The 15,865-nt window shown below is 67.7% G+C and carries 12 protein-coding genes, 1 tRNA gene and 1 pseudogene; 7 read left to right on the forward strand and 7 right to left on the reverse strand.

Annotated features, from left to right (window positions below; all coding sequences use genetic code 11):
* The 4 genes and pseudogenes from FKV24_RS19615 to tnpA all read left to right on the forward strand — a co-directional run.
* Positions 1-218, forward strand: a 218-nt coding sequence (locus FKV24_RS19615) for a hypothetical protein (RefSeq protein WP_211371883.1), incomplete at its 5' end; no start/stop codon positions are given.
* Positions 219-244: 26 nt separating this feature from the next.
* On the forward strand, positions 245-2,107 hold the full coding sequence (locus tag FKV24_RS14935; protein ID WP_141482954.1) for an RHS repeat-associated core domain-containing protein: 1,863 nt from the start codon (positions 245-247) through the stop codon (positions 2,105-2,107).
* The gene (locus FKV24_RS14940) at positions 2,104-2,646 is read left to right on the forward strand and encodes a hypothetical protein (RefSeq protein WP_141482955.1); all 543 of its coding nucleotides are present in this window, start codon (positions 2,104-2,106) and stop codon (positions 2,644-2,646) included. Before FKV24_RS14935 ends, FKV24_RS14940 begins: the two co-directional genes overlap by 4 nt.
* 285 nt (positions 2,647-2,931) lie before the next feature.
* Positions 2,932-3,171: pseudogene (tnpA, locus tag FKV24_RS14945) on the forward strand (IS66 family insertion sequence element accessory protein TnpA); the annotation flags it as partial.
* A 447-nt stretch (positions 3,172-3,618) separates the two neighbouring features.
* On the opposite strand, the gene FKV24_RS14950 reads toward tnpA, so the two are convergent.
* Positions 3,619-3,694, reverse strand: a tRNA-Ala gene (locus tag FKV24_RS14950).
* A 146-nt stretch (positions 3,695-3,840) separates the two neighbouring features.
* Positions 3,841-4,935 (reverse strand): ribonuclease D, encoded by a 1,095-nt coding sequence (gene rnd, locus FKV24_RS14955; RefSeq protein WP_141482956.1) that lies wholly within the window; start codon positions 4,933-4,935, stop codon positions 3,841-3,843.
* Between the two features lie 178 nt (positions 4,936-5,113).
* Between rnd and FKV24_RS14960 the strand changes: the two genes are divergently transcribed.
* Together FKV24_RS14960 and FKV24_RS14965 are read left to right on the forward strand one after the other, a co-directional pair.
* Positions 5,114-7,150, forward strand: a complete 2,037-nt coding sequence (locus tag FKV24_RS14960; protein ID WP_249041041.1) for an SUMF1/EgtB/PvdO family nonheme iron enzyme — start codon at positions 5,114-5,116, stop codon at positions 7,148-7,150.
* A 53-nt stretch (positions 7,151-7,203) separates the two neighbouring features.
* Positions 7,204-8,121 (forward strand): M48 family metallopeptidase, encoded by a 918-nt coding sequence (locus tag FKV24_RS14965; RefSeq protein ID WP_141482957.1) that lies wholly within the window; start codon positions 7,204-7,206, stop codon positions 8,119-8,121.
* Between the two features lie 303 nt (positions 8,122-8,424).
* Here the strand turns inward: FKV24_RS14965 and phaR are convergent, their stop codons facing one another.
* From phaR to gluQRS, 3 genes are all read right to left on the reverse strand, one after another.
* On the reverse strand, positions 8,425-8,925 hold the full coding sequence (gene phaR, locus FKV24_RS14970) for a polyhydroxyalkanoate synthesis repressor PhaR (RefSeq protein WP_111266728.1): 501 nt from the start codon (positions 8,923-8,925) through the stop codon (positions 8,425-8,427).
* A 491-nt stretch (positions 8,926-9,416) separates the two neighbouring features.
* Positions 9,417-10,157, reverse strand: coding sequence for an acetoacetyl-CoA reductase (gene phbB, locus FKV24_RS14975; protein WP_111266727.1), 741 nt, complete (start codon positions 10,155-10,157; stop codon positions 9,417-9,419).
* 74 nt (positions 10,158-10,231) lie between these two features.
* Complete coding sequence (gene gluQRS / locus FKV24_RS14980; protein ID WP_141482958.1) at positions 10,232-11,149, reverse strand: tRNA glutamyl-Q(34) synthetase GluQRS; 918 nt, start codon at positions 11,147-11,149, stop codon at positions 10,232-10,234.
* A gap of 78 nt (positions 11,150-11,227) precedes the next feature.
* Between gluQRS and htpX the strand changes: the two genes are divergently transcribed.
* Positions 11,228-12,139 carry a protease HtpX gene (gene htpX / locus FKV24_RS14985; protein ID WP_111266725.1) on the forward strand — a complete coding sequence of 304 codons (912 nt, stop codon included), beginning with the start codon at positions 11,228-11,230 and terminating at the stop codon, positions 12,137-12,139.
* A 387-nt stretch (positions 12,140-12,526) separates the two neighbouring features.
* Here htpX and FKV24_RS14990 read toward each other — a convergent pair whose 3' ends face one another.
* Positions 12,527-14,602: an EAL domain-containing response regulator gene (locus FKV24_RS14990; RefSeq protein ID WP_141482959.1), complete on the reverse strand. Its 2,076-nt coding sequence runs from the start codon at positions 14,600-14,602 to the stop codon at positions 12,527-12,529.
* A 154-nt stretch (positions 14,603-14,756) separates the two neighbouring features.
* Positions 14,757-15,800: an EF-P beta-lysylation protein EpmB gene (epmB, locus tag FKV24_RS14995; protein ID WP_141482960.1), complete on the reverse strand. Its 1,044-nt coding sequence runs from the start codon at positions 15,798-15,800 to the stop codon at positions 14,757-14,759.
* Positions 15,801-15,865 lie beyond the last annotated feature (65 nt).

Consider the following 15,865-nt stretch of genomic DNA (forward strand, 5'->3'; position numbering starts at 1 on the left):
GGCTCGGGAGGAAGCGGCTCGGGAGGAGGCGGCTCGGGAGGAGGCGGCTCGGGAGGAGGCGGCTCGGGAGGACGCGGCTCGGGAGGACGCGGCTCGGGAGGACGCGGCTCGGGAGGACGCGGGTGAATACGGCAGGGTTTCGCTCAAGCCAGGAAGCGAACATGTTGCCGGAGCATGACATTGAGGCTGCTGGGAATCTGGTGGTGCCAGTTGTCTGAACAACGGCAACACTTTCGGCAACACCGTGCGCAAGGTCCAGACCACGGCGGGGCAGGCGTTCACGGTGCGCTATGCCTACACGCTGGGGCGCAAGCTGGCGGCGACCACCTATCCGGACGGCACCGTGGTCGACAACGTCCGCGACAGCCAGGAGCGTATCGAAGAGATAGGCGTCGCCCTGGCCGGCGGCTCGCGCCAGGTGCTGCTGGACAGCGCGAGCTACTACCCGGCGGGCCCGTCCGCGGGCTGGACCTTCGGCAACGGCCGGGTGATGAGCCGGACCTACGACAAGGACTACCGCGCCTCGACCATCCAGGATGCCGGTGTTGGCGGCCTCGACATTGGGTTGCGTTACGACAATGCCGGCCATCTGACCCAGTTGACCAATGCGGCGCTCGCGACCACGCCGCGGATGCGCTACGACTACGATGCCCTCGGTCGGCTGACCGCACGCAAGGACGCGAGCGATGTGGTGCTGGAGAGCTACAGCTACGACGCGACCGGCAACCGGTTGACGCTGGGCCGGTGGTACACGGTATCGGATCCGAACGCGCCGCCCGGGGGGAACGACACGATCGACGAGTTCCAGACCCACGCCTACAGCTATCCGGTCGATAGCCACCGATTGACCCAGGCCGGACCGACGCCGCGCAGCTACGACACGGCCGGCAACCTGACGGTGATCGGCGACAAGAACGCGCCGGGCGGGCACTACGACAAGGAGTACTTCTACAACGACGCGAACCGGCTGAAGCAGGTCAACAGCGGCGATGCAGTCAGCACGACGGTACTGGCGACCTACAAGTACAACGGCCGCGGCGAGCAGGTGTTGCGTGCGACGACGGTCAGTACCGTCTTCGTCTACGACGAGGCAGGGCATCTGTTGGGGCAGTACGGCATCACCGGCGCCCCGATCCAGCAGTACGTGTGGATGGACGACCAGCCGGTCGGCGTGATCGCCGGTTCGTCATTGCACTACGTCGAGGCCGATCACCTGGGCACACCGCGGGCGATCATCGATGCGACCCGGCAGGTGGCGATCTGGACGTTGGACCTGGCCACCGAGTCATTTGGCGACACCGCGCCCAACGTTGACCCGGACGGCGACGGCACCTCGTTTGTCTACGACCTGCGCTTCCCCGGCCAGCGCTACGACGCGGCGTCGGGGCTCTACTACAACTACTACCGCGATTACGACCCCTCAGTCGGACGCTACACCCAGACCGATCCCATCGGCCAAATGGGTGGCCTGGCGGTCTACGGCTACGCTGGCAACAGTCCGTTGCTCTACACCGACCCGACGGGTGAGCTTATTCCGTTCCTAGCGATCGCTGGCGGGGTGTGGGTTGTCATAGAGGTAGTTCTGGCAGTTCACGACGTGATCGATACCTATCAGACTGTCACCAATCCTTGTATTAGTAACGTCAGGAAGGGGATTGCGGTAGGTCTGTTGGCGGCCGGGCTGTTCCTGCCAGGAGGCGGGTATAGCAAGATTGATGATGTGCTCGGGTTTGCTGGGCGTAAAGCAAAAAAGGTGTTGTTAGATAGCAATGTAACCACGGGTCTAAAAGCCGACTCGACGCTGGCAGGGAGGATTCTGCCTGGGGATGTGCCCGTAAAATCATATGTGACGATTCCTGAGATGAGAAATGCTGTGGGCCATGGAAATCTGCGGGGGGTTCCTGGGGCGGCTTATGACCTCCCGACCTTCCTGAGGAGACCATCTCTGGATACCCGTATCAACTTGCGAGGTCAACTGCCGGATCGCCCCGGACGCTTTGGCGATGGGATCATTGGGGCACAGGCGATCGAGAGCAACATGACCCTGATCACAAACGACAAGGCCCTTATGGAGGTTGTTCAGAGAATGGGGGGGGAAGTCAGATGATGGCGCTTGAGGATAAAGTAGTCGGTGGCGAAGCGACTTCATTATGCGGAGATGCAGTCCTTGCGCGTTCTGTAGGAGCTGGGCGGCGTGGCTTGGTCGACATAATATTCGTGGCGGCCGATAAAGAGATCGATGTAAAAGAATTTGCGGGGCTTCGCTTCGATTCTTCAAGTGGTGGGATGATGCCATTTGTTGAGACGGGATCTTGGCGTGGTCTCTTGTTGGTAGTAGGAGTCAGGGAGTTGCTGGTCTTCAGCGTTTCTTCTCCTGCCAATGTTGAGATTCTCAGGTTGTATCGCTCGTTGGACGATGACTCGGGTTTTTATAGTGGGTTAATGGTTGAAGTGGGTGATGTCTTGTTCTTTATTTATGAGGGCGGGGTAGTGGCTATTCACTCGACCGGAAGCGTTTTATGGCACCGCCAGAAGTTCTGGGATGATGTTTTTGTCCGTATCGATGATGAAAAGTTAATCTTCATGAAGGAAGGGGGGGCGACTTTTTCAATTTCATGTGCTGACGGAGCGGAGGCGGAGGTGTAGTCAGTTCGACGAGGACTTCAGCGAGATGTGCTCTTGTTGATTTAAGTGGTCGCCTTGAGATACAGGTCTCGTCATTCCGTGGAATTGCTGCCGAGTTGAGTTCTGGAAGTGATTGGCGGCGAGGGTGGCTTTCGCAGGTAATCTCCTGATCTTCTGTTATCTGAAATTTGAATAGCGCAGCCATCGACCAGCCAGGTCGAAGTGGTGCTGATCTCCTCCCTGTAATTCGGACCAGCCAGAAGTAGAGAATTCGGCGGCACTCAGGCCCGAAGGAGGCCCGTCGCCATGAAGAAGTCGAAGTTCACCGAAAAACAGATCGCGTTCGTCCTGAAGCAGGCCGAGAGCGGCGCGACGGTTGAGGAGATCTGCCGCAAGATGGGTATCAGCCAGGCCACGTTTTACGCCTGGCGCAAGAAGTTTGGAGGTCTCGGAGTGGCCGAGCTGCGCCGCCTGCGACAGCTGGAGGAGGAGAACCGCAAGCTTTTCAATCTAGATGTCGAGATCGAGAGCATGTCTTTGAAGGAGGGATGTGAAAGGCACATGTAGAAGATGCGGTGGAGACAGGGGCGTGAGTGGCAGGCTGCTTCCGCCGATCGTTCCGCTTGTCTGGATCTTTGGCGGGTTTTCCCCTGTCTCGGGGATCTGCAAGGATTGCGCCGCATTCATCAATTGCGTTTTCGGATTCTTTCTGGTGTGCGCGCTTGTCGTAGGCGGTGTTCTTCTTCTGAGATAAAGGGCTGACAGGGGCTGTGGGTCCGCTTGCTGGTCGTCCTTTAGTCCCCCGGTACGCGCATGGCTTTCGGGTGGCCCCGCCTCGCAGCTACCTCGGAGCGGCGACTGAGATTCATGGAGAGGCTGGGATACAGGAGCCGCCGGCTCCTGTCCTTTCGCCAGGACAGTGGCGATACCCTTCCGCACAAACAAGAACAGCGCATCAGTCCTCGGACCGACGCGCTGTTCTTGTTGGATACGTGGTGGAGCGGAGGAGGATCGAACTCCCGACCTTCGCATTGCGAACGCGACGCTCTCCCAGCTGAGCTACCGCCCCACGAAGGCGGCAATTGTAACGGTCGCGGGCGCGTTCGCCAAGCCCCGACCTGTGTCCTTCCTGTAGATGGGCGCGGCTGGGTCGATGGATCGCCGGCGCCCGTCGCCCTGGCGGTTCCGCCGCAGGGCGCGCGCCGGCGCCTGTCCTCAGCTCTCGGCCAGCAATGGCGCCAGGCTCGGCTCCAGTGCTTCGCGGCGCCAGCCGGCGAGGGCGTCGGGCCAGCGGCCGTGGTCGAGCAGGGCTTCCAGCCAGCGGCGCGAGGCGAGCACGCCGTCGGGCAGGCCCAGTTCGGCGCTGCGGGCGGCGACCGCGGCCTGCAGTTTGCGCAGGCGGTTGCGGTCGCGGCGCTCGGCGACGCTGGCGTCGGGAATCTCCGCCTCGTCGTCCAGCGGCGCGTTCAGCACCTCCCAGACGGTCGCCGCGAGCTTGCGCGGGGCCTTGGGATGGCTGTCGAACTCGCGTTGCAGCCCGGCCAGGTCGATCGGCGGGTTGCGGGCGAGGGTGCCGGCCAGTTCGTTGTCGAGGATCCACGACTTCGGACGGTCGCTCTGGCGCGCATGGGTCTCGCGCCAGCGCAGCAGGCGCAGCAGGCGGCGCTGGGCGTCGAGGTCGAGGAACTGCGCGCTGCGCATCGCCAGGTGCGGCCAGCGCTCGGGGGTGTCGCTGTCGGCCTGGGTCACGGTGCGGGTGGCGTCCTCGGCCAGCCAGTCGCGGCGGCCGAGCTCGCCCAGGCGGTGGTCGAGCACGTCGTGCAGCTCGAACAGGTGACGGACATCGTCGGCGGCGTACTCCAGTTGCGCGGCCGACAGCGGGCGGCGCAGCCAGTCCGAGCGGGTCTCGCCCTTGGCCAGGGTCACGCCGGTCAGCTGTTCGACCAGCTTCTGGTAGCCCAGGCCGCTGCCGATCCCGGCCAGCGCGGCGGCCAGCTGGGTGTCGAACAGCGGTGCCGGCACGGTGTCGCAGGCGTGCTTGAACGCGACCAGGTCCTCGCTGGGACTGTGCATGATCTTGAGGATGGCCGGGTCGGCGAGGATCGGCGCCAGGGTCTCGGCGATGCCGGGGGCGAGCGGGTCGGCCAGCACCACCTCGAGCCCGCCCTCGGTCTCGATCGAGATCTGGACCAGGGCCAGTTGCGGCCAGTAGGTGCGTTCGCGGATGAATTCGGTATCGAGCCCGATCCGGCGGGGACGGGGGCTGAGGCGCGCCTGGAGCGCGGCGGGGTCGGTAATCGGAGCGGGCACTGGCAGGAGTGGGGCGTCGGGGCCGGACAGAAGTTGCTGGAGCGGGCGACAATAGCCTACTTTCAAGGGGCAGATAACCGCCGTCGCGGCCCCTTGGGAGCCGCACCGACCGCGCCCCGACCCCGGCGCGATCCCTATGTAAGTCTTGTATCGACCTTGCCACCGGCCCGGAGGGCGCTTGCCAGCGACGACCCAGACCAATCCGTGCGGCCTGTCCGCCCGTCCGACGGCGCGGGCGTCCGCGCGCGTCGGCGCCGGCCTGTTGCTGCTGCTTGCGGTGCTGGCCGGTTGCTCACGCGAGCCCGCGCAGGAGGACGCCGGCACCACCCCGGCGGCGGCCGGCGAGCAGGCGGGGCCGAGCGTCACCGTCAGCGCCGATCAGGCCCTGGAGACGATGCCGGACTGGCAGGCGCCGGAAGTCTCGTTGACCGATGAGAACATCGAGGCGCTGCTGGCCCAGGCCGACGAGGCCCTGCAGGCCGGGCGTCTGTACGAGGATGACGAGAGCGCGATCCCGATCTACCTGGCATTGAAGGCGGGTGCCGAGCAGGCCTCCGAAGCAGCCGACGGCACTGAGCAGCCTACTGAAGCCAGCGAAACCGCAGAAACCGCAGAAACCGCTGAAGCCGCCCAAGCCGCCCAAGCCGCCCAAGCCGCCCAAGCCGCCCAAGCCGCCGAGACGGCGGAGAAGGCCGAGGCGGGGCTGCAGCGCGCACTCACCGCTCTGCTGGCACAGGGCGACGCGGCCCTGGAGTCGATCGACGACGCACCCGAGGCCTTGCAGCGGGCCCAGCAGATCGGCGCGGTGGCGCGCGCGGTCGCCGCCGATGCCGACCCGGTGGTGGCCTACCTGGAGCGCGTGGAGCTGATGGAGCGGGTCCAGCAGGCCAATGTCGCCGGCGAGCGGGCGCTGGCCGCGGGCCGGATCGACAGCGGCAAGGACGCGGCGTTGCCGCACTTCCGCCATGCGCTTGAGCTGCGCGAGGCCGACGCCCGCGCCTTGCAGGGTCTGGCGGCGTCGGAGAGCGCGTTGATCCGCGAGGCCGAACAGGCGGCGGAAGCCTACGACTACGACAAGGCCGAGGCCGGTCTCGCGCGCGCGGCCAAGGTCCGTTCCGGCGACGACACCGTCGCCCACGCCCGCGAGCGCATCGCCGCGATGCGCGTGGAGCGGATCGGCGACCTGCGCGACCAGGGCATCGCCGCGTTGTCGCGCGAGGACGGCCTGGACACCGCGCGCGAGCATCTGGCCGAGTTGCTGCGGATCGCGCCCAAGGGCGACCCGGCCGCGATCGAACTGCGCGAAAGGATCGAGCTGGCGACCCACTACGGCCTGTTCCGCCCCGGCCAGGTGTTCACCGACGCGTTGAAGAACGGCGGCCGCGGCCCGCAGATGGTGGTGGTCCCGCACGGCGCGTTCACGATGGGCGCCGCCGCCGACGAGGCGGGCGCCAGCGACAGCGAGCGGCCGACCCGCAACATCCGTTTCGATCGCGGGCTGGCGTTCGCCCGCACCGAGGTCACCGTGGCCGAGTTCCGCCGCTACCTCGAGGCGACCGGCAACGAGCCGCGCGCGGTTCGCCGCGGCTACTCCACCGCCTATGACGAGCGCAGCGGCAACCTGGTCCGACGCGGCGGCGCCGGCCCGGACGACGGTTACACCGGCGAGCGTGCCGACGACGACATGCCGGTCATCCATGTCAGCGCCGCCGATGCCGCCGCCTATGCGCGCTGGCTGTCCGAGCAGACCGGGCACGTCTATCGCCTGCCCAGCGAGGCGGAGTTCGAGTACGCGCTGCGCGCCGGCAGCCAGGACCGGTTCCCGTGGGGCGAGGGCACGCCGCCGGCCGGCAGCGGCAACTTCACCGGCGGCGAGGATGTCTCGCCCAGCGGACGCCGCTGGCGCAACGCGTTCGAGGGCTACGGCGACGGTGCCTGGGGCCCGGCCGCGGTCGCCAGCTATCGCGCCAACGCGTTCGGGCTTCACGACATGGCCGGCAACGTCAGCGAATGGGTCGCCGACTGCTGGCACGACAACTACCGCCGTGCGCCCCGCGACGCCCATGCCTGGGTCAATCCGGGCTGCCGCGAGAAAGTGGTGCGCGGCGGTTCCTGGGCCAGTTCGCCGGAGCAGACCCGGTCGGCGTGGCGGCTGTCGGTGCGTGGCGACACCACCAATGCCCGGGTCGGTTTCCGCGTGGTGCGCGAGATCTGAGCGATCGCCGCGTCGATTGATCGTTGATTGAGGCAGCAGATGAGGGGCGTGCGATGAGGGTCGATCCGAGAAGCATGGGGCGGGGCGGTCGCGGCGGCGGGCGCCGTGGCGGCAAGTTCCGCTGGTGGATCCTGTTGCTGTTCGCCGGCTACGCCGCCTGGCAGTGGTTCGGCAGCGCCGAGGTCGACCCGTATACCGGCGAGACCGCGCACTACGGCGCCAGCGCCGACGAGGAAGTGCAACTGGGCGCACAGGCGTTCCGCCAGGTGCTCGGCGACGCCAATGCCCAGGGCGCGCTGTTGCCGGCGGACGCCCAGCTCACCCAGCAGATCCGCAGCATCGCCCAGCGTCTGGTCGCCAAGGTGCCCCAGGTCACCGCCGACCTGGCCGCGATGCACAACCAGGCGGTGCCGACCAGCCACCAGGGGTTCCAGTGGGACGTCGCGGTGATCCAGTCCGACGAGGCCAACGCCTTCTGCCTGCCCGGCGGCAAGATGGCGGTCTATACCGGCCTGATACCGGTTGCGCAGAACGAGAATGCGGTGGCGGTGGTGATGGGCCACGAGATCGCCCATGCGCTGTTGCGGCACGGCTCGCAGCGGATGGCGCAGCAGAAGCTGGTGCAGATGGGGCAGGTCGCGACCGGGATGGCGGTCGGCGACATGGCGCCGCAGCAACAGCAGGCGATCATGGCGGCGCTGGGTGCCGGCGCCCAGTACGGCCTGATCCTGCCCTACGGCCGCAATCACGAGACCCAGGCCGACCGGGTCGGGCTGATGCTCGCCGCGGCGGCCTGCTACGACCCGGCCGAGGCGGTGCCGCTATGGCAGCGGATGGGCCGGCTCGGCGGCGGCCAGCGCCCGCCCGAGTTCGCCTCGACCCATCCCGACCCGGCCAACCGGGTCGCCGAACTGCAGGCGTTGATGCCCCAGGCCGAGGCCTTCCGGCAGAAATACTGCGGCGGCCAGTGAGCGAACGCGCGGGCCCGTAGGAGCGGCGTCAGCCGCGATGAGGCCTGGATCCAGATCCTTCGGGTCGCGGCTCACGCCGCTCCTACAGGAGCAGGACAGGCGATCGGCTTTCGTAGGAGCGGCGTAAGCCGCCGGTACCCGGGCTGCGCCCGGGTACGCCCAACAAAGTTTGCTGCGCAAACCTTGGGCCCCACCGTTGCGCTTCCACACCCCCATTCGCGCTACGCGCGAATCGCCCCCCTGACTCAGGGGGCTGGGGCGACACGCCCCTCTCTGGTGTGGAGTGGCGGTGCGGCGTCGCGATCAGCGCCCGCGCTTGCCGCCTTCGTTCTTGTTGCCGGGACGCGGCGAGGTCGGGGTCTGGCCGACGCTGCCGGACAGGTTCTGCTGGAATTCCTTCCACATCGCCAGGTTGCGCTCGGTCAGCTGGTTCATCATCGCCCACGGGGTCTCACCCATCAGCCCGCCCATCTGCTTGCGGAACTGCTGCTGCTGGTCGAGGAAAAGCTGCATCGAGCGCTCCAGGTAATTGCCCATGAAGCCCTGCAGCGAATCGCCGTAGAAACGGATGATCTGGCTCAGCAACTGGGTCGACAGCACCGGCTCGCCGTCCTGCTCCTGCTCGGCGATGATCTGCAACAGGACCTGGCGGGTGAGGTCTTCGCCGCTGCGGGCATCGCGGACCTCGAACGACTCGCCATCGACGATCAACTGGCGCACGTCCTCGATGGTGATGTAGCTGGAGATCTCCGTGTCGTAGAGTCGGCGATTCGGGTACTTCTTGATGACACGGGTTGCGGCCATGAAGCGTCAGCTCGGGTGTCGTGGTGCCTTGCAGCATGGCGCAGCCGCACGAGGCTTGCAACTGTCGCGCGACCGCGGGAACCGTGGAAACGCTTCCCCGATCCGGCCGGATATCGTCCACCGTGGGAGCGGCACTAGCCACGATTGACCGTTCACCGGGAAAGCCCCGTCGCGGCTTACGCCGCTCCTGCGTCATGCGTTCATCGACCCCAACCCCCAGAGTCTGGGGCGATTCGTGCCGCAGGCACGAATGGGGGCGGCGTAACGGCGGGGCGCAAGGCATGCACGGCAAACTTTGGGAGATATCCGGGCACAGCCGGATATCGTTCCCCCCTGAGTGAGGGGGCGATTCGCATCGCAGATGCGATTGGGGGAGTGGGGGCCCGCCCGCTGGGAAACGAGCTGCGAAGCAAGCTTCGGGAGATATCCGGGCCATCCGGATATCTCCCCACGGAACCCGCGCAACCGGTTCCGGGTTTGCCGGGCGCGGCTTACCAGCCCATATGGTGGCCGCCGTTGATGTCGAGGTTGGAGCCGGTGATCCAGCCGGCCTGGTCGTCGGTCAGGAACGCGACCGCGTAGGCGATCTCGTCGGGCTCGCCGAGGCGTCCGGTCGGAATGTCGGCGACGATCTTGGCGCGGACCTCCTCGGGCACCGCCATCACCATGTCGGTGGCGACGTAGCCCGGGGAAATGGTGTTGACGGTGATGCCCAGGCGCGCGTTCTCGCGGGCCAGCGAAATGGTGAAGCCGTGCATGCCGGCCTTGGCCGCGGCGTAGTTGGCCTGGCCGTACTGGCCCTTGAGGCCGTTGATCGAGCTGATCTGGATGATCCGCCCCCACTTGCGCTCGCGCATGCCTTCGATCACCGGGCGGGTGACGTTGTAGACCGAGTTGAGGTTGGTGCAGATCACATCGTTCCACTGGTCCGGCTTCATCCGGTGGAAGGTGGTGTCGCGGGTGATGCCGGCGTTGTTGACCAGGATCTCGATCGGCCCGAGCTGGCGCTCGATGTCGCGCACCATCGCCTCGGCCTGCTCGGGCGAGGTGACGTCGCCCTGGGCCATCGCCACGTCCACGCCTTCGGCCTTCATCTTTTCCTGCCAGGCCCGGGCGCGGCCTTCGTCGCGATAGTTGGTCGCGACCTTGTGGCCGGCCGCGGCCAGTCGCTTGATGATCGAGGTGCCTATGCCACCGGTACCGCCGGTGACCAGTGCAACGCGTGACTGCATGTCTTCCTCTCCTCGGCCGCGACATGCGGCCCCGTTCCAATACTAGCCTCAGGATGTTTTACCGCCGTGATAGTTCAATCGGTTGCCGACAGCGTGGGTGGAATCAGGTGTGGCTGGAACGCCGTTCGCGCCGCGGCCAGCAGGCTTGCCGGGAGGTCGGCATCGGCCAGGGCGTCGCCCGGCTGACCCAGCGCGGCCCAGGCCCGGCGCAGTGCCGGCAACGGGTCGGCGGCGTCCAGCGGCCACGCCGCATCGGATTTGGACAGCTTGCGACCGTGAACATCGGTCACCAGCGGCAGGTGTGCGTAACCCGGCGTCGGCAGGTCGAGTGCGCGCTGCAGCAGGATCTGGCGCGGGGTCGAGTCGAGCAGGTCGGCGCCGCGGACCACGTCGGTGATCGCCTGGGCCGCGTCGTCGACCACGACCGCAAGCTGGTAGGCCCACAATCCGTCGGCGCGACGCAGGACGAAGTCGCCGACGGTGGCGGCGACGTCCTGCACGTGGCGGCCCTGGATCGCATCCTCGAAGGCCACGATGCTGCCGTCGGCGACCCGCAGGCGGACCGCGGGTTGCGGCCGCCGACGCCGGGCGACGCAACGGCGGTGGATGCCGCCGCTGGCGGCCAGGTCGCTGCGGCTGCAGTGGCATTCGAACGCGGCGCCGGAATCGAGCAGGCGTTCGAGCGCGTTCCGGTAGAGGTCATGGCGGCGGCTCTGGAACACCACCGGCGCATCGGGCACGAATCCGAATTCCCGCAGCGCGGTCAGTTGCCGTTGTGCCGCGCCGGCCACCTCGCGCGGCGGGTCCAGGTCCTCGACCCGCAGCCACCACTCGCCGCCGGCATGGCGCGCCAGCAGCCAGCTGCCGAATGCGGCCAGCAGTGAGCCGGCATGCAGGTCGCCGGTGGGCGAGGGCGCGAAGCGGCCGCGATAGGGCGGGTTTGCGCGATTTGCCGGGTCGGGCGCGGGCCGGTCGGAAGCGGGGGCGGGCACGTCGTGCGTTCACTTGAAATTGCGCCGAGCCTGCCACACTTCGGCGGTATCGCGCACGTGGCGCGGAGGAAGCAAGACATGTTCAAGCGAGTCGCCCTGTTCCTGGCCACCAACCTGGCCGTGCTGGCGCTGATCAGCATCGTGCTGGCGGTGCTTGAGAAGTTCTTCGGCATCAATATCGGTACCGGCAGCAACACCGGCCTGCTGGTGTTCGCGCTGCTGTTCGGATTCGGTGGTTCGTTCATCTCGCTGATGACCTCGAAGTGGATGGCCAAGCGCGGCACCGGCGCCCACGTGATCGAACAACCGCGCAACGAGGCCGAGCAGTGGCTGGTGAACACCGTGCGCCGCCAGGCCGAGGCCGCGGGCATCAAGATGCCGGAGGTCGCGATCTATGACGCGCCGGAGATCAACGCGTTCGCCACCGGTCCGAGCCGCAACAATTCGCTGGTCGCGGTGTCGACCGGCCTGCTGCGGGCGATGAGCCGCGACGAGGCCGAGGCCGTGCTCGGCCACGAGGTCAGCCACGTCGCCAACGGCGACATGGTCACCATGGCCCTGATCCAGGGCGTGCTCAATACCTTCGTGATCGTGCTCGCGCGTGTCGTGGGCCGGGTCATCGACGGTTATCTGAGCGGTGGCCGCGACGGCCCGGGCATCGGCTACTACGTGATCGTGTTCGTGCTCGACATGGTGTTCGGGCTGTTCGCCAGCATGATCGCGATGTGGTTCTCGCGTTATCGCGAGTTCCGCGCCGACGCCGGCGGTGCGCGCCTGGCCGGTCGCGACAAGATGGTCGCGGCGCTGGAACGGCTGTCGGTGACCTACGGCGAGAGCACCCTGCCCAAGCAGGTCGCGGCATTCGGAATCAGTGGCGGCGTCGCCCACGGTCTGCGCCAGTTGCTGATGAGCCATCCGCCGCTGGCCGAGCGCATCCAGGCGCTGCGCAATGCCCCGGCCGAACCGGTCGGCGGGCGCGTGGCCGGCTGATCCACCGCCTCTGCCGATGCGGCAACGGAAAAGCCCGCCATCCGGCGGGCTTTTTTCGTCGTGCCGGCAAGCGGCCGCTTTCCCGAAGCACCGCTCCCACCAAACGCGATGCAGCATGGATTTAGCCCCCTGAGTCAGGGGGCGATTCGCATCGCAGATGCGAATGGGGGTGTGGAAGCGCAACGGCGGGGCCCAAGGTTTGCGGAGCAAACTTTGGGGATTCCCGGGCCGGGCGCAGCCCGGGGATCGCGGCTTGCGCCGCTCCTACGGGCTTCGGTAGCGTGTCCGGAGGTTCGTAGGAGCTGCGTGAGCTGCGACCGGGATCTTCCCGGCCCAAGGTCCATCGCGGCTTGCGCCGCTGCTGCGGAAGGCCCCTCAAGCCGGCCCTCAGAACTCGTAGTTCATCTCCGGGCCGGCCGGGGCCAGGAACTGGCCCTGCGCGTAGTCGATGCCGGCGCCGAACAGGATGCTCATGCTGGAGGCGTCCTGGACGAATTCGGCGATGGTCAGGCGACCGTTCTCGCGGGTCCGGTTGGTGATCTCGCGGATGCGCTCCTGGTGCTCCTGGTTGTTCGGCAGGTCGTCCATGAAGCTGCGGTCCAGCTTCACCAGTCCGGCATTGAAGTGGCTCAGCAGCTGGAACGAGTTCAGGCCCAGACCGAACTGCTCCAGGCCGACCCGTACCCCGAGCCGGGCGGCGCCTTCCTGGAAGGTCTGTGCCGCGCGCAGGTGGGTGAACACCTTCGACTCCGGCAACTGCACGACCAGTTGCCTGCCCTCGACGCCATGGCGGGCGAGCTGCTCGGCCATGTGCTTGAGCAGGCTGTCGTCCTGCAGCGACACCTCGGTGATCTTGACCAGGACGGTGGTGTCGTGACCGGCCTTGCGGCGCTCGCCGACCACCGCGATCGCGTGGCCGACGACCCAGCGGTCGATCTCCCACAGCAGGCCATGCTCCTCGGCGATCTGCAGGAAGGTCATCGGCTGGACCAGCTCGCCGTGCTCGTTGAGCAGGCGCAGATAGGCCTCGTAGATCTGGTCCGGCGGGCCATGCAGTCCGACCAGGGGCTGGAAGTGCATGATGAAGCGGTCGTGGTCGATCGCGTCGCGGATGCGGTCGACCCAGGCCTGCACGCGCGCCTCCTCGGCGCGATCGGCGGCGCTGGGGTCGAACAGCTCGATCCGGTTGCCGCCGACACCGACCGCCGACAGCACCCCCTGGTTGGCCTTGCCCAGCACCGAGGAGACATTGGCGATCTTCTGGCCGATCTGCACGCCGCCGATGCTGACGGTGGCGTTGAGCGAGCGGCTGCCGGTATCCAGCACCGCGGCGGCAAAGGCGGCGCGGATCTGCTCCGCCAGCGCCATCGAGTCGGCATAGTCGCAGTTGCGCCGCAGCACCGCGAACTGGTGCTCGCCGAAGCGCGCGGCGACGTCGTCGGGGCCGAGCACGTCGCGCAGGCGGCGTGCGCAGGCGGCGACCAGGGCGTCGGCCTCGTCCAGGCCGATGTCCTGCAGCAGGCGGGTGTAGTGATCGGGCTCGACCAGCAGCAACGCGTGCTGGCTGGCCTTCTCGCCGGCGTCGGCGACGGTGTCCTCGAGCGCGCGCAGGAAGGTCGGGCGGTTGAGCAGGCCGGTGACCTGGTCGCGCTGGCGCAGTTCCTCGACCTCGCGCGCCAGCTCCGGGTCCAGCTCCTGGCGGCGCAGGACCACTTGCTGGCAGGCTTCGCCCTCGTAGGTCGCGGCGGTGAACTCCATCACCGCCGGGAAGGCGCTGCCATCCAGGCCGCGCGCCTCAAGCTCGTAGCGCGGCGGCGGCGGTTCGCCCCGGGAAAGCTTCTTCAGCAGTTGCTTGAAGTCGTCCACGTGCTGCGGGGCGACCATGTCCAGCAGCGACATGCCCTCGATCTCCTCGAAGTCGTCGAAGCCGAAGGTCTCCAGGTAGGCCGCATTGGCGCGGATGTGCATGCCTTCGTGGATATAGGCGATCGGGTCGCGCGAGGACTCGATCAGCGCGTCGCAACGACGCTCGGTCTCGCGGACGTGGTTCTCCAGCTTGCGCAGCGAGCGCCTGGCCTCCAGGTCCGACCATTCGCGCATCACCTGCTGGCGCAGCAGGTCCGGCTGCGGACGCAGCACGACCCCGCGCGCACCGAGCGAGGCGGCCCTGAGCAGGCGCGCGGTGTCGATGTCGTCGTGCAGGATCAGCACCGGCAGATCCTTGCCGCTGGCATCGACCCGCTGCATCACCTCCTCGAGCGGAACGCTGGCGGCGTCGTGGGCCACCAGCACGATGTCGAAGGGTTGCGCGGTCAACATCTGCGCCAGCGCGTCGGCGTTCTCGGGCCGACTCGGACGCACCGCGATGCCGCTGTTGCGCAGCATGCTGACGATGGCCTCCGCGGCCTCAACGCTGTCGTCCACCACCAGCAGCCTGAGTGGCAGGTCTTTGCCGAATTGCATGAGTGATCTTCCTCCCCACGCCGTTATGGCATGAATGCGGTCGGCGCGTCCATGCGCAAACAGGTGGATTGCCCATTGGGTCGCAGTGCGGACGGGCGTCGGTCCGGCTGCGTGCCGGTCGTACAGTCGACAGGCGCAAGGTTGCGGTCCGGTGTCAGAGCGGTCGCTTGCCCGTGTCGCCGGCGACCTCGCGGACGAGTTTCGGCACCAGGTAGCCCGACAGCCGCGCCGCCATCGCCGCGTGCAGTTGCCGCGCGCGGGCGTCGTCGACTTCGAAATGGGCGGCGCCCTGGACCCGGTCGAGCTGGTGCAGGTAGTAGGGCAGCACGCCGGCCTGGAAGCCGCGCTCGCTCAGCTCGCACAGCGCCTGGATGTCGTCGTTGACGCCCCTCAGCAGCACCGCCTGGTTGAGCAGGGTCGCGCCGGCGCCGCGCAGGCGCGCCATCGCCGCGTCCACGCTGGCGTCGAACTCGTTGGCGTGGTTGGCGTGCACGACCACGGTGACCGGCCAGGGCAGGGCGGCCAGCCAGTCCAGCAGCGGCGCGTCGACCCGCTCGGGCAACACCACCGGCAGCCGGGTGTGCACCCGCAGCCGTTTCAGGTGCGCAATGGCGGACAGGGCGTCGGTCAGTTCGGCCAGCTTGTGGGTCGCCAGCGACCACGGATCGCCGCCGGACAGGATCACCTCGTCGATGCCGGGGTCGTCGCGGATCAGCTCGACGGTGTGCCGCCAGCCGGCCGCCGCCGCGGCCTCCTCGGCATAGGGAAAATGGCGGCGGAAGCAGTAGCGGCAATGCACCGCGCAACTGCCGGTCGCGACCAGCAGGGCGCGGCCACGGTACTTGCGGATGACGCCGTCGCCGGCCTTGGCCGCGGTGTCGCCGACCGCGTCGAGGGCGAACCCGGGCATCGGCCGCATTTCCGCGTCCAGCGGCAGGACCTGGCGCAACAGCGGGTCGTGCGGGTCGCCGGGGCGCATGCGGGCGAGGAAGCCGCGCGGAACCCGCAGCGGGAACTGCGCCGCCGCCGCTTCGCTCAGGCCCAGGGCGGCGGGGTCCAGGTCCAGCAGGCCCAGCAGCTCGCACGGATCGCGCAGGGCCTCGCGCCACAGCTGCTGCCAACGCTGGGGGGCGGACGGGCCGGTGCCGCCGGCGGGCGGGGGTGGCGGCTGCATGGAGGCCGGAGCTGCGGGTATCATGTGCGACTGACTCGTGCCTGGAGCGGCCGGCGTGAACCATTCACGCGGCTGCGCAGCCCGACATT

The sequence above is a fragment of the Marilutibacter maris genome, assembly GCF_006546735.2.
Classification (GTDB): Bacteria; Pseudomonadota; Gammaproteobacteria; order Xanthomonadales; family Xanthomonadaceae; genus Marilutibacter; species Marilutibacter maris.

Bases quoted from the DNA above. Each gene is read 5' to 3' on its own strand.
- epmB (WP_141482960.1), bottom strand. From the start codon at position 15,800: ATGATACCCGCAGCTCCGGCCTCCATGCAGCCGCCACCCCCGCCCGCC.
- FKV24_RS14990 (WP_141482959.1), bottom strand. From the start codon at position 14,602: ATGCAATTCGGCAAAGACCTGCCACTCAGGCTGCTGGTGGTGGACGAC.
- FKV24_RS14940 (WP_141482955.1), top strand. From the start codon at position 2,104: ATGATGGCGCTTGAGGATAAAGTAGTCGGTGGCGAAGCGACTTCATTA.
- phbB (WP_111266727.1), bottom strand. From the start codon at position 10,157: ATGCAGTCACGCGTTGCACTGGTCACCGGCGGTACCGGTGGCATAGGC.
- FKV24_RS14965 (WP_141482957.1), top strand. From the start codon at position 7,204: ATGAGGGTCGATCCGAGAAGCATGGGGCGGGGCGGTCGCGGCGGCGGG.
- phaR (WP_111266728.1), bottom strand. From the start codon at position 8,925: ATGGCCGCAACCCGTGTCATCAAGAAGTACCCGAATCGCCGACTCTAC.
- htpX (WP_111266725.1), top strand. From the start codon at position 11,228: ATGTTCAAGCGAGTCGCCCTGTTCCTGGCCACCAACCTGGCCGTGCTG.